The organism is Maridesulfovibrio sp. FT414, from assembly GCF_050916235.1.
Classification (GTDB): domain Bacteria; phylum Desulfobacterota; class Desulfovibrionia; order Desulfovibrionales; family Desulfovibrionaceae; genus Maridesulfovibrio.
Genome location: NZ_CP104854.1, coordinates 2,436,916 through 2,452,217, shown reverse-complemented (window position 1 = coordinate 2,452,217; position 15,302 = coordinate 2,436,916). Strand labels below are relative to the sequence as shown.

General features: G+C 52.1%; 7 protein-coding genes. 5 read left to right on the top strand and 2 right to left on the bottom strand.

The features are described 5' to 3' along the window. Positions 1 to 6 precede the first annotated feature (6 nt). The 4 genes from N7E73_RS10825 (at position 7) to N7E73_RS10810 (ending at position 4,042) form a co-directional block, all read left to right on the top strand. Complete coding sequence (locus N7E73_RS10825) at positions 7 to 1,239, top strand: glycosyltransferase family 4 protein (protein WP_432734722.1); 1,233 nt, start codon at positions 7 to 9, stop codon at positions 1,237 to 1,239. Between the two features lie 120 nt (positions 1,240 to 1,359). After that, entirely contained in the window at positions 1,360 to 2,151 is a 792-nt protein-coding gene (locus tag N7E73_RS10820; RefSeq protein ID WP_432734720.1) for an MBL fold metallo-hydrolase, read from the top strand. Beyond that, the gene (locus tag N7E73_RS10815; RefSeq protein ID WP_432734718.1) at positions 2,152 to 3,486 is read left to right on the top strand and encodes a tetratricopeptide repeat protein; all 1,335 of its coding nucleotides are present in this window, start codon (positions 2,152 to 2,154) and stop codon (positions 3,484 to 3,486) included. 310 nt (positions 3,487 to 3,796) lie between these two features. Continuing rightward, a complete protein-coding gene (locus N7E73_RS10810; protein WP_432734716.1) occupies positions 3,797 to 4,042 on the top strand; it encodes a hypothetical protein in 246 nt (81 codons plus the stop codon). Between the two features lie 85 nt (positions 4,043 to 4,127). Here N7E73_RS10810 and N7E73_RS10805 read toward each other — a convergent pair whose 3' ends face one another. Beyond that, positions 4,128 to 8,501, bottom strand: a complete 4,374-nt coding sequence (locus N7E73_RS10805) for a FecR domain-containing protein (protein WP_432734714.1) — start codon at positions 8,499 to 8,501, stop codon at positions 4,128 to 4,130. A 322-nt stretch (positions 8,502 to 8,823) separates the two neighbouring features. Next, positions 8,824 to 12,537, bottom strand: coding sequence for a FecR domain-containing protein (locus tag N7E73_RS10800; RefSeq protein WP_432734712.1), 3,714 nt, complete (start codon positions 12,535 to 12,537; stop codon positions 8,824 to 8,826). A 309-nt stretch (positions 12,538 to 12,846) separates the two neighbouring features. Here N7E73_RS10800 and N7E73_RS10795 point away from each other — a divergent pair, with 309 nt between their 5' ends. Beyond that, on the top strand, positions 12,847 to 15,168 hold the full coding sequence (locus tag N7E73_RS10795) for a cache domain-containing protein (RefSeq protein ID WP_432734710.1): 2,322 nt from the start codon (positions 12,847 to 12,849) through the stop codon (positions 15,166 to 15,168). Positions 15,169 to 15,302: the final 134 nt, after the last annotated feature.

Here is a 15,302-nt window from a genome sequence, read left to right as displayed (position 1 = left end):
ACATAGATGAAGGTTCTGCACATCCTCAGCCAGACGCCGGATTTTACCGGAAGCGGCAAATACGTTCTGGAAATGATCGACCAGAGCAGGAAACAGGGCAACGAGAATTTTCTGGTCGCCGGAACCCCCTGCGACTTCGACCTGCCGAACAATGTCCTTGCCCCGGAGAAATGCCTGTTTGTACGCTTCGGGCACGATCTAGATTTCCCCATTGTCGGTATGAGCGATGCCATGCCCTATACGAGCACAGTCTGCTCAACTCTTACAGCGGACCAGATTGAAAACTACAGAAAGGCATTCCGGCGGGTAATCGCGCAGGCCGTCAAGGACTTCTCTCCGGATGTGATCCACACCAACCACCTCTGGATGGTTTCGGCTGTCACCCGTGAAGCAGCACCCGGCATACCCGTGGTAACCACCTGCCACGGAACATGCCTGCGCCAGCACAAGCTCTGCCCGGACCTCGGCAGGTCTCTCATAAAAAACCTTTCGGGGATCGACAGGATCATCGCCCTTTTCGAGGACCAGAAGGCCGAAATTCAGGAACTGCTGAATTTCCCTGCCGAGCGGATTTCGATGATAAGCGGCGGTTTCAACAACCAGTGCTTTTTCCATGAGCAGGAGATTGCCACTCCGGACACAGTCCAGCTGCTCTATGCCGGCAAGCTGAACGTCAGCAAAGGAGTCCCCTGGCTGCTGAGAAGCCTGCAAAGCATAAAAGACTGCAACTTCCACCTGCACATGGCCGGCGGAGGCAGCGGTCCGGAAAAAGAGCTGTGCCTGAAGCTGGCTGCAAGTCTGGGAGACCGGGTCACGGTTCACGGAATCCTGTCTCATCAGGAGCTGGGCAGGCTGATGCGGCTGGCCCATATTTTTATCCTGCCTTCTTTCTTTGAGGGACTGCCGCTTGTTCTGCTTGAGGCCATGGCCTGCGGGTGCCGCATAATCACGACTGATTTGCCGGGGGCCAGAAAGCTTTTCACCCCGCCACACCCGACCATGGTCCGAATGATTGAACTGCCGCCCCTGAAGACTGTGGACCGCCCCCATCCTGAGGACGAACCGGAACTCGAAAAAAGGCTGGCCGGGATCATACTTGAAGGGCTAGCGGATGTGGCAGGCGGGGCAGCTCCCGATACTGATTATATCCGCAGCACTTCAGAGCCCTACACATGGGAAACGATCTTCAGCCGGGTTCAGGATGAATACCTGAAAGCTCTCAATGGCAGGGCAGACTGAAAACGGTCTGTTGACGAACAGGCAGCAACACAAACTGGTTTTCATAGTCCCCCGCAATCAACGCCGGATAAAGACAGACCGGCTTATACCAATCCGTGGACGCCGGAACAGGTCATCACAATGGAATGCACATTTATCGGAGTCGGCGCAGCATTTGACTACAGGCAGACAAACACCTCTGTTCTCGTTGAAACAGCTGAAAAATCGATGCTTATGGACTGCGGCTTCAATGCCGCCCATTCATTTGTCCGCCGAGCCCGCAACCCTGCCGAACTCGATCTGATCTGGCTTTCCCACTTTCACGGCGACCATTGTTTCGGTCTGCCCTTCCTTGTCGGCTACCTGTTCACCGCCGAAAGGACCAAGGAACTGACCATCTGCGGACCGGCCGGAGTAAAAAACAAGATTCCGGACCTGATAGCAATGGCATATCCAAACCTTCTGGATAAAATTGATTTCCGGATAACAATCGAAGAACTGGAACCGGATAATAATTACTGCATTTCAGGATTCAATCTTTCGGTGTGCAATGTTGATCACTCCCAACCTGCCATGTGCATACGTTCAGAGCATGATGGACGAGCCGTATTTTACAGCGGGGACGGAGCCATGATTCCTCAATGTACTGAACTCGCATGGGAAGCCGACCTCGGCATACTGGAGGCATACGGGCTGGACTATCCGGTTAAAGGTCATTCAACAGTCAAGGAATGTCTGGAGTTTGCATCTGCTTCAAAAATCAGGCAGGTTGCACTTGTGCATATGGCCCCTTTTATGAGAACCTTCAGGCAAAGCGATATTGGGGACCTTCTGGACAAATTCAAGTCTGTCCAAGCCCTCATTCCTGAAGAGGGACAAAGAGTCCTGCCCGGTCGAACGTCCGGGGCAGGCAACGTGACAAGAGAGGAATAAGTGGCAACCAGTTACGATCAAATCGTGCGCGATTACTTTGAGGGACAATCGGGTCACGTAATTCTTTTAAGCGACGAGCCGTCCTTCTACAAACTCCTTCGGGGAACCCTGTACAAGATACTGGCCATCCGGCGTGACTGCATGAGCTATTTTCAGGAGCAGTCCAAAGCCATGGTGGAAATCAACGACAAAACCGGGGCGGGGATTCCGGTTCTTATTTTTGTCGAACGCCTTCTCAAAGGAAAGCCATCCGCAGATTTCATACTGAATATCAAAAAACTCTATCCGGGAGTAAAACTTGTTGTCCTTACCGGTGAAACCGGCGAGGAAGAACTCATCTTTCTGCACGAACTCGGTGCCAACAACATCATCACCAAGCCGGTTTCAGTGGACAGCCTTGTCCAGAAACTGGCCTTCACCATCAGACCGCAGGGCAAGCTCAACCAGCTTGTAGACGGCGGCAAACAGCTCCTGCGCCGCGGCGAGCTGGACAAGGTGATGCAGATCAGTGCCAAAATACTGGAAATCAAACCGGACAGCCCTGCCGGACTCATGCTCCTTGGCGATGCCCTTAGCGGGATGGGACGGCGCGACGAAGCACTGAAAGCCTACATGAAAGCCCATGAACAATCCAAAGTGTTCATGGAACCCATCAAGAAACTGGCTGAATTCTACAAGGATAATGACGACAGCCAGTACCTGCGCTACCTCAAAAAACTCGACTCCATCAGTCCGCTGAACACTGAACGCAAATGCGAGATTGGAAGGGTCCACCTTGAACGGGAAGAACTCGATGAGGCCGAGATCTACTTCGATCAGGCGGTGAAGTGCGCAGTCAAGGAAGCACACAGCTACCTTTCGCAGGTGATGAGCGGAATTGCCGAATCACTTTTCGACATTGCCCCGGAGAAGGCGGAGAAATACTACTCCAAGCTTTTATCCGTAAAAGCAACAAGCCTCACATCGGACGATCTGGAAACATACAACCGCCTCGGCATTGCCCTGCGCAAACAGGGAAAATGGCAGCGTGCGGTTGAGAACTATCAGGAAGCACTGAGGGTTGCGCCAAACGAAGCAGGGCTTTTCTATAATATCGGCCTGGCCTATTCGGACGGCAAGGAGTATGCCCTGTGCGCCAAATACTTCAAGCGCGCTGTCCGTTCCGAACAGATGATCCACAAATCAGCCCCCTCGGTAGCCCGCAATATTGCAGGAATTTTCCTTAAGGTTGGCATGACCGATGAAGCCAGATTTGTGGTTGAAGACGCCCTGACCGAATTTCCGGATGATGCCCGTCTTAAGGCCCTGTTAAAGAAAGCGGTCCCGCAAGGCTGACTTTTCCGTAAAACTTTACCCGGTCGGCATAAAACGGCTTCCGGCCATGTTCAGGACAGTTAATCTATGCTATTTTTGACTATTCTGGTTTTCTGTTTCATCATCTTTATGGTTCTATATGCCCGCTATATGAATGCTGAGGGAGACATATCAAAAAAAAGGATACAGATTGACAAAATGCGCAGCAAAGCAGAACTGCGCATTAAAAAGATCAAAAAAGGCACGGAACAGATTTACCGGGACATAGAGCAATCAAATATGCGACTGGAAGGACTTCGGCAGACTCTTCAAGGCGAAAGGAGAGCTGACAATGGTTCTTGAACTGTTACTTGCCGCTGTTATCCTTGTGAGTGCCCTTTTCGTCAACCGGATGATAGGTAAATGGCATTCAGAAATGATCAGATCCTTAAAGCGGGAAGAAGAAAATATCCATAACAGCATTACGTCAGCCCTGCGAGAACAGAAAAAAGCCTTGATCACCCTGAAGCAGATAAAGTCGCAGATTGTCACTCACGAGCAGAAAATCGAAGACCTTACCATGGAACCACGGCAGTAGTTACAGAATAGACTCCGGGGCTGCCTCTTCATAAAAAAGACATCCAATTCACGCAAAAAACAGCCTCAAGTGCCTGAAAGCGTTATCACGCAAACACGATATCACTGGAGGCGACGGTGTCACTGTTGGTAAAGGTCGCGACCAGCTCATTACCTCCGGCTGCATCTCCGTTGGTGTCATACCAGAGCTGATTGTTTACATCGTCATAAACGAAACAGGCGTTGGAGTCGGCAAAACCTCCATTGCTGCCGTCATATGCAGCAGATGTGGTATGGAGCTGAGCGGCACTGCTGAAATTAAGCGGATCGAAATAAAGCCTGTCCTCTCCGCTGGTGAAGTTGTCTATGGTGTCGTCGCCCATTCCCAGATCCTTCCAGAAAACAGTGGAAGTCTGCCCTGTCTGGAGAAAATAATGATCCGCGCCGAGATCTCCGTTCAATGTATCGCTGTGTGACGTGCTTCCGACAAGTGTATCGCTGCTGGTTGTTCCGACAACAGCCTCAATATTAGTGATTGTCTGCACATCGCCGCTGGTAAAGAGAGTTGCGGAAGAATCCAGTACAACGTGCACACCTGCTGAACCGCTGTAATAATAACTCAGCACATCGCTGCCCGCTCCTCCGTCAATTTCGTCAGCCCCTGTCCTTGCGTAAATAATGTCATCACCGTCACCGGCAATAAGAGTGTCATCCCCGAGACCGGAAGTCAGGGTATCAGCATTGTCGGTAGCGATAACCTTTTCAATGTTGGCCAGGACGTCCTCATCGGTAGCAGCGACAATACTTGCCGTTCCCGCCTCCAGATCCACGCTGATGCCTCCGGACGTATGGTAGGCATAACTGACGGTATCCATTCCTATTCCGCCGTCGAACGTATCCAGACCCAAGGCCCCAAAGATCGTATCATTTCCGTCATTGGCATCAATAATGTTGGAAGAGCTGTTGGCGGTAATGGTATCATCAAATAAGGAGCCCACCGCATTCTCAATACCTGAAATTGTATCCACATCAGTGCCAACAACAACCGTTGCCCCTGAATTCATATCCAGGGTAACACCATTCGCGGCGTAGTCGTAGAGAATCGTATCTGTGCCGCTACCACCTACGATGGAGTCAAGACCGTCTCCTCCGATAAAGGTGTTAAAACCGGACTGCGCCTCAAGGTGATCATCACCGGCTCCGCCGTCCAGCAGATCATTGCCGGCTCCGGCATAGATGGCGTCATCACCGGCGTCACCGAAAATGACATTGTCATCTGTTGAACCGGAGATAGTGTCTGCGTAGATAGACCCGAGCACGTTTTCCACGCCGGTAAAAGTATCTATATCCGTAGCTGTAACCGAACCGCTTCCGGCACTGATGTCAACCACGATTTCGTTGGAGGCATAAGCATACGAAAGAGTATCGAGCCCGGTACCGGCATTAATCGAATCCATGCCGTCGCCGCCGAGAATGAAATCAGCACCGGCCCCGGTGTCAATGCTGTCGGCTCCGACACCGCCGTCCACGTAATCATCGCCATCACTGCCCCAAAGGGTATCATCCCCAGCGCCGCCGGACAGAGTGTCATTGCCCTCGTTGCCGTACAGCTTATCATTGCCGGAAGTACCGGTTAAAATATCATTTCCGGTTGTTGCGGTAGCGATTTCAAAACCGCTGATAGTCTGAACATCACCGCTGGAATTCAGCGTCACAGACGATCCGAGATCAAGAATGACGGATGTGATCCCGGCTACGTTGTAGTAGGATAAAATATCAGTTCCGCTGCCACCAATCAGGGAATCAGTACCGAGACTGCCGATGACCCTGTCATCCCCGTCTCCGGCATCAATGGTATTGGCGGAAGAGTTTCCGGTGATGGTATCAGAGTATGCGGTTCCGATGGCATTCTCTATTCCTGCAAATGAATCCACATCGGTACCGGCCGCAACAGTTGCCCCGGAACTCAGGTCGATGGTTGCTCCTGTTGTGACATAGGAATAACTTACAGTGTCCACCCCGGTACTGCCGGTAATTGAATCCAGACCGTCACCGCCGATAAAGACATTGTTTCCAAGAGCAGAATACATGAAATCATCCCCGGCACCTCCGTCCAGGGTATCGTTGCCGTCCCCGCCGTCCATCGTGTCGTTTCCGGCATTACCGTAGAGAAAGTCATTTCCCGTTCCGCCTTCAATGGAATCGCTGCCGGCACCGCCAAAAATTGTATCGTCGCCTTCCTTGCCAAAGAGGAAGTCATTATCATCGCCGCCGTCAATATAATCAGCCACGCCACCGCCGGTTATGGTGTCATCGCCGGTTCCCCCGTAGATGGTTCCCTGCGCAGCAGCATAAGGACCGGTATTCCCTTGAAGGGTAATTGTATCGTTACCAGCATCACCATACAGGTAGTTTATACCCCAATTGGACTCAATGTAGTCATTGCCTCCGCCACCAAGCGCCGTACTCTGGTAGCTGACATTTATCCTGTCATCACCATCGCCACCATCAACATAATCCTTCGATCCTCCTCCTGAAATGCTATCATTTCCGGCTTCCCCATAAATGGTGTCTGCTCCGTCCCTGCCATAGATAGAATCGTCTCCGGAACCGCCGTAAACGAGATCGTCACCGTAATCACTGTATATGGAATCATCTCCATCACCACCCCAGATGGTATTGGCTTCGGATGATCCAAACAGACGATCATTCCCGGAGCCGCCCTTGATATTCTCGATACTGTCAAGACTCAAGGTATTGATTACGGTTCCGAATTCGTCTTCAATTGTTGCGGTACCGGTAGTCGTGGTGATGGTTACGTTAACGTCGTTGGTCAGGGTTTCAAAGGCGATAGTATCCGAACCTGCTCCGCCGATTATGGTATCGTTCCCGAGAAGGGGTTCGAACTTGTTGTCCTCTGCGTTACCGCCCAGATAGTCGTCGTAGTTGGAGCCGATGATACCTTCAATGCTGACCAGAGTATCCTCTCCGTCGGCACCGGTGGATGTTCCGTCAGTCAGGCAGACGGAAACAGCGCCCGTTGCATCGGCATAGGAAGCGAAGTCCACTTCATCAGCAGCCCCTGAACCACCATCAAGATAGTCGTTGCCGGTCCCGCCGTTGAGCATGTCTTCGCCTTCGGCACCATAAAGGGTATCATCGGAGTCCATACCGAAAAGTTCGTCGTCGGCTTCAAGGCCGTATATAGTATCGGACGCTGAGGTTCCCTTCAGGATGTCGGCATTGGCTGTTCCGGTTATTACGGAATCTGCCGGCTGATTTGAAGACGCAGTTGTTGTCCCTCCGTCTGTGCCCGATGCGGTAGTCTTCTCTGGCTCAGGATCAAGTGGTTCTTCCTTTGGTGTTGGAATCGGCTCTGGTACAATAGGCTGTATCGGCTGTGGAATCGGATTGGTGATCAAAATATTTCCTATATCACCTCCGGTCCCTCTTCCAGTACCGTCACCGCCAGTTCCTGTTCCGGTCTTAATCGGACCAGGCTCTCCGTCATCAGGACCGTCTCCACCCGGACCTCCAATAAGACCGTCGATAACAACACCGTTTCCTCCGGTCATCTGCCCGCCGCCGGGGTTCACATCCTTGGGAAGATCATCTCCGCCCTTACCATCATCACCGACATCCTTCTGCCCATTATCCTCGCCAATCTCCCCTTCACCCTGCTGCCCGGTTCCTTCGCCCTGCTGTTCAGTTCCGTCACCCTGCTGTTCGGTTCCATCGCCCTGTTCTTCAGCATTATCCTGTGCAGCCTCATCCTGCTGGTCAGCATTCTCATCTGAATTCTGATCTTCAGTGTCATCAACCTGATCGTCATCTCCCTTGTTCTCGCGTTCCTCCTGTTGCTGCTCACGGATATCCTGTTCCTGGCGGATGTTGGAGGGCGCTATTTCACGGAAGGTATTGAACTCCTGCATGGTCAGGGGACGGACAGGCGAAAGCATACCGGAACTGGCAACGTCGACCAGTCCCATGGACTGGCCTATCTGCCTGACCGCACCGGTGATGTTACTCTGGACAATAAGGGCCTTACCGGAATGGATTTCCTCGACCCCGTGCTTTTCGCCGTTGCCGGGAATTACTTCGTGAACTGTGGTTGTACCGCGGATTCCGATGGTGGCCAGCGGTGTGCCGACCTTGAAACGTTCCGGGTTCTGCTCGGCGATCTTGCCGGTGACCATACGGAAGGTTCCCTGAGTGATGTTGACCAGAAAATCAGAAGCACCGGAATCTTCGAAAACATAATCATCAAGGGCGATGCGGGAATCCGCACCCTGAGAAAGGAGAGTATCGTCAACAAACCTGATTTCCACATTGCCGGACGCACCGGTAACCAGCTCCTCACCCTGATAGATGGGAGATCCCGGCTCCAGTACCCGCATTCCAGATGCGGATTCGGCATATGCTTCGCCTGTAAGACCGGTTACGACCCCGATCTCGACAGGACTGGCGGAACTTTCAGGCATCAGTACTCCTGCTGGATTGTCGAACACTTAATCGGCATGTATTTGCGCAAACTTAAGACTTTCCGACAGATCTTAAGTTAAGCATTTTTTCCCTGACTAGCAAGGGCATAAACATTTCCATATGCACAACACAGCAGCAAGCATGTATCGTGCCTATTCAAACATATACTTTTGAGCATTACAAAATAAAAAACATGATCACACAGTGTTAACGGTAAAAATCAGACCAAAAGATACACAGACTAAGAGGACTGAATGAAAAAAAATGCCGCCCTATCCTACGGAAGGGCGGCATTTTTTTGTCGTCTCAGTATCTCTACATTCAACTTACAGATATGTCGGAAGCATTAAGCTCAGTAACCCCGTCCAGAGTAGCCACCAGCTGCGCCCCGCCATCATCCTGACCGTTGGAATCATACCAGAGTTTTCCGCTGCTATCGTCAAAGACAAAGCAGGCATCAGAACTTGTCATGTCCGAACTGGTCCCGTCATAATCTCCTGAAACCGTAAACAGCTTTGCATCGGCAGAAGAATCAAAATCGCTTCCGCTGAAGAAGAATTTGTCTTCACCGGAAGTAAATTTGAAAATAGTATCTCCGCCATCACTTGCTGCAGTATAGACAAGTTTGGTCGCCGTACCTTCAACCAGAATTACGGAGTCGCAGCCTCCGCCGCCCTGAATGGTATCATGAAAGCTGCTGCCGGATGGCAGGATAACGCCGCTGCTGCCAAAAAGGGTGTCATCATACCCGGAGCCGATAACCGCTTCAATGGAGCTGAATGTATCACAACCATCCGCACCGGAAGACGTCCCGGCATCCAGATCAACAGTTACGGCACCGTCTGCGGAAACATAGCTGACAGTATCAAGACCATCCCCGCCGATAAAGGAATCGTCACCAAGCCGTCCTTCGAAAATGTTATCGGCATCGGAGCCGGTAATTATATCAACCCCCTTTGAACCGATGACATTCTCAATGCTGATAAGAGTGTCCACCATACCGGCAAGATTACCGGTTCCGATACTGCCGGAAAGGTCTACCGAGAGTCCGTCTCCACCGGTGTCAAAGTCATAGGAGACCCAGTCGCTGCCGCCTCCTCCGTCAATAGTGTCTTGCCCCTCACCGCCGGAAAAGGTTTCAGCTATGCTGCTTCCGGTGAAATGATCATTATAATCAGAACCGATAAACGACTCCACCCCGGAAAAAGTATCATGCCCGTCGGTATACGTGGCGGTCCCTGTTCCTGATCCGGTATCGGCAACAACAACGACTGCCTGAGAAAAGGTTATGGAGTCCGTACCGTCTCCACCATCAAAATAGTTGCTCCCGGTCTCGCCAGAAAAACTGTCATCGCCGTCTCCGCCGCAGAAAGTATCTCCGCCGGAAGTCCCCATATAGGTATCGTTGCCATCGGACCCGACATGGGTAGCGAAGGATTCAAGCAGGGTATCAGTTCCGTCGCCGTGGGAAACCGTATTATTGGCTATGTCGAAGGTAACCCCGTCGGTACCCGTAATTATCAGGTCAGCATAGGAAACAGTGTCGTCCCCGGCTCCACCGTCCAGTGCATTTGAGCCCTCCCCTCCGAAGAGAGTATCATCCCCGGCTCCGCCGTAAATGGTGTCGTCTCCATCAAGCCCCATGAGAATGTTCGCGGCCTCAGATCCGGTTATCTTGTCGGCATCGGATGACCCTTGGGCATTCTCAATATACTTCAAAATATCGTTCCCACCACCGCCCGTTGCAGTACCGTCGGTCCCGGTGGACAGAGTCACGGTTACACCGGTTACGAACTCTGCATAGGAAACCCAGTCGTTGCCCGTGCAGCCATCAAGCGTATCGTCCCCGGCTCCACCGTCAAGGAAGTCGTCTCCGCTTTCTCCCCGCAGGTAATCATTCCCGTCACCGCCGAAAAAGGTATCGCTTCCTGAACTTCCGGTAAAAAGGTCATTGGAGGCAGAACCTACAAAGACTTCTATGCCCGTGAACGTATCAAACCCGCTGGAATGATGGCTGGCTGTGCCTTCGCCAGCAGCAGTCAGCACAAGATTGACCACATCGGTAGACTCTTCGAAACTGAGCGTGTCCAATCCGTCGCCACCATCAATGGAGTTGTCACCTTCGCCGGCAGTGATAAAATCGTCCCCGGCCTCTCCGAGAATACTGTCATCTCCGCCCAGACCGCTGATCACATCACGCCCTCCACCGCCGTAGAGGGTATTGCTCTCGCCGCTGCCGATTATTTCATCATTCCCTGATGAACCACGGACATTTTCTACGCTGATCAGGTCAACTATGCTGTTCGTCCAGTTTTCATCCGAGATCTCTTTAAATATAATTGCAAGGGGATCTGCCGCCGAAAGGTCAACTGAAACACTGTACGCCGAGCCCAAGGTCTGGAAATCAATCCCGTCTGATCCGTCTTTGCCGTCAACATAGTCTCTGTTCTCATCGGGCGAGTCTGTGGAAAAGTCCTTGCTCAGCAACACGTCGAACCAGTTATTCCCTTCATCGCCGGTCAGGGTGTCGGCGTACAGGGAACCTCTCACACCCTCTATATTCACAAGTGTATCCGAGCCTTCCGCACTGAGCGCAGTTCCCTCTGAAAGAGATACCGTAACCCCCGCCTCGGAATAGGCATATGAAACATAGTCAACATCCCCGTCGGAAGTTCCGCCATCAAGGTAATTGACCCCGGCTCCCCCATAAAGAAGATCGTCCCCGGCTCCGCCAAGAAGGGTATCATTCCCGTCGTTGCCGAACAGGGTATCGTCGCCTTCATTTCCTATCAGGGTATCGTCCCCATCATTTCCGGATATGGTGTCGGCCATTTCCTGGCCGATGATCTTATCTCCGTCTTCAGTGCCTTCCAGAGAGTTGCTCCGCCCGGACTCACCGCGAATCACATTTATGCCCGAATCTTCGTCAGAGGTACTGTCATCGTCAGAGTTGTCTTTATCTCCCGAATTATCGTTCGCATCGGTTTCGACATCTTCAGGGGTGACATCGTCATTATTGTCTTCAGACAGAGGCTGTTCGCTGCTCTGTCCTTTTCCTTCTTCCCGATCATGGTTGTTATCGTCCTTCTCCCCTTCCGCACCATGGTCTCCCGGCTGCTGATTTTCCATGGCCTCCGGCTTATCTTCAAGCTTGGGAGGTTCGATGAGTTTGGTCCCGTCAATATCCTTCTGGTCCACAAGGATATCACCGCCGGGATTGATGGCTCCACCGGTTGGAAACAGGACACTGCCGGGATCACCGGCCGGATCGACATCACCCCCGCCGGGATCTACATCCTGCGGGAGTTCCTCCTGCGGCGGCTGTTCCTGTCCCTGGTCCTGCCCCTGGTCTTCGCCCTGCCCGTCAGGATTGTCTTCAGGCGGGGCATCATCGTTATTGCCTCTGTCCTGCTCTTCACGTTCGGAACGTATTTCCTGCTCCTGCCGGAGGCTGGCCGGTGCGATATCACGAAACGAATTGAACTCCTGCATGGTCAACGGACGGACCTGCGAAAGCATCCCGGAACTACCGACATCGACAAGCCCCATGGGCTTACCGATCATGCGAATTGCCCCGGTGATGTTGCTCTGAACAATCAGGGCCCTGCCGGAATGAATTTCCTCAACCCCGTGCTTTTCGCCGTTCCCCGGAATAACCTCATGAACAGTGGTGGTGCCCCGGATGCCGATGGTTGCCAGAGGAGAGCCAACCTTGAACCGTTCCGGGTTGTTTTCGGCTATTTTACCGGTGACAAGGCGAAAAGTTCCCTGTGCAATATCAAGCATCAGCTCAGAAGAAGAACTGTTCTCCGGATCGTATACGTAATCATCAAGCGCGATGCGGGAGTTTTCACCCTGAGAAAGCAGGGTGTCGTCAATAAAACGGACTTCGACATTCCCACCGGCCCCGGTGACAAGATCTTCTCCCTGATAGATCGGGCTGCCGGGCTCAAGAACTCGCAGTCCGGAAGCGGATTCGGCAAAGACCTCACCATTCAGGCCGGTAATAATTCCAATTTCATTGGAAGCAGGCATAAAAAGACTCCAAAACGCGTGCGATTATATTTAAAATATCTACTTCGAAATAAGATAAGTGCGCATCCTATCCGAAGGCCGGTCAGCAAACAAGCACAATCGGCATCTGCCATAGAGAACAGACGTAATCAGCCCGCACCACGACTCCACCGCCGATCTCGCCCCCGAACAATACGCGTGGAAAGAGTTACAGCAGATAATGACAGAGGGCCGAACGGGAAATTTTGCTCCTTGTGTTATCTCCGTGAAATGGTGTAGGCTTGTAAATAAGGTATAAACCGGAAAACTACGCAGTTGTCGGAGGCCCAGATGGGAATATTTGAAAACAGGAACGGAGCCGGAGAAAGGATTCCGGTCTGGCTCAGGGTCACAGTTCCCACAGTGGCTTCGCTGGTGCTGTTCATAATAGTCATATTTGCCCTGCACATGCCCGCTGTTCGCGATGCCATGCTTTCCCAGCGCAAGACGTCACTGAAGCACATGACCCAGATAGCAATGGGAGTGCTTGAAGACATGCGGGAAAAAGAACGCAAGGGTATTCTTACTCCCGCGCAGGCCCGCCGTCAGGCGGCCGACACGATCCGCAAGATGCGCTTCGGTCAGGGGGGAAAGGACTACTTCTGGATAAACGACACAAACGCAACCATGATCATGCATCCCTACATGCCGGAACTGGATGGCAGGGATCTCAACAACTTCACGGATTTCAAGGGAAACCCACTTTTCAGGGAAATGGTCGACGTCACAAAAACGGACGGGGACGGCTACGTGACCTATTACTGGCAATGGCAGGACCAGCCTGAAAAAGTTATGCCCAAAATATCCTATGTAAGACGCTTTGAGCCGTGGCACTGGATACTGGGGACCGGGCTGTACCTTGATGACATGGAGAAGGAAGCGTCCATCCGCAACCGCGAACTCATCATGATGACCCTGATAGTTCTCGGACTTATCAGTGTCCTATCCGCCTATACCATTATCCAGAGCAGAAAAGCCGGAAAGCAGCTCCTTGAGAGCGAAGCCCTTTTTAAAGGAGTGTTCAACCACAGCCAGCAGTTCATGGGCGTGCTTACCCCTGAAGGGGTGGTGCTCATGGCTAACAAGGTGTCTCTCGATTTCGCAGGGATAGACGAGGAAGACGTTCGCAACCGTTACTTCTGGGAAACCCCTTGGTGGAATTATTCCATAGATGCCCAGCGGGCCTTGAAGGAAACTATCCAGATTGGGTCCTTCGGCGGAATCGGCAAGGGTATTTTCAAGCACTTCGGAAAGGATGGAGAATGCATATACGTCGATTTTTCCGTAAAGCCGGTCAGAAGTGAGAACGACACGGTTCTGTTCCTCATAGCCGAAGGGCACAACATCACCGAACTTACCGAAGCGCAGGAACGTCTGGCGGTAAGCGAAGCACTGTTTAAAGGTGTCTTCAATCAGTCCCTGCAGTTCATGGCGGTACTCGGGCTTGACGGCACCCTGCTTGAAATCAACCAGTCATCCCTGGATGTGCGCGCCGTGACGGCAGATGACGTACTGAACAAGCCTTTCTGGGATGGTCCGTGGTGGCAGAACCCGCCATCACTTATCCCCCCTCTGAAGGATGATATTGCCAAGGCTGCCGGCGGCAAGGTCATCCGCAAGGAGGTTGAAGCGGTTTCGGATGAAGGCCTGCATCAATTCATAGATTTTTCCCTGAAGCCTGTTTTCAACGCCGAGGAAAAAATCATCTTCCTGCTTGCAGAGGGCAGGGACATAACTGAACTGCATATTGTTCAGGACCAACTGCGCAATCTCAACCGGGATCTTGAAAATAAGGTTGAAGAGCGGACCGTCGAGCTGCGGCAATCCATTGAACGCCTTGAAAAGGCCCAGAATCAGCTCATCCAATCGGAAAAAATGGCCGCGCTGGGCGATCTGGTTGCCGGTGTGGCTCACGAAATCAACACTCCGGTGGGCATCAGCGTAACCAGCATCAGCTATCTGGAAGAAAAGCTGAAAGAAATCGACCGCAAGATTGCCGCCGGGGATCTGAGAAAGTCCGATTTCGACAAGTTCCTGAATGTTGCAAGGGAAACAACCAAGTCCAGCATGCTTAACCTGCACCGGGCAGCGGAACTTATCGGCAACTTCAAACAGGTCGCCGCCGACCAGGCTTCTGGACAACGCAGAACAATCTACTTCGGCAAGTATATTGAGGAGATACTCCTCAGCCTGCGTTCAAAGTACAAGAGGACCAAGCACAAGATTAACGTAAACTGCCCGGAAGATCTGCAGCTCAGCACCTATCCCGGAGCATTCATGCAGATACTTTCCAACCTGATCATAAACTCGCTAATTCACGGTTTTGAAGGAATTGAGGCCGGGAACATAGACATAGGAGTAGAGCTCACCGACGAATACGTTGTCCTGCGCTACACCGACGACGGCAAGGGCATGAGCGAAGCAAACATCGGCAAGGTTTTCGAACCGTTCTTCACCACCAAACGCGGTGACGGAGGAACAGGACTCGGCATGAGCATTGTTTACAACCTGGTCACCAGCAGGCTTGGAGGGACAATCAGCTGTTCCAGCGTGGAAGGACAAGGAACGGCATTCACCATATATCTGCCTCTTGAAATGGTGGTGTCTTCCTGATTTTCTTGATTTACCGACCCTTGACGGGTTAACTAGAGGTAATATCTTTAAGGCTGCCGCAGTGAGATATATGCGGCGGCTTTCTATTGTCCTACCCCCTGAACACAGGGACACAACTTGAAAATACAGGAGTT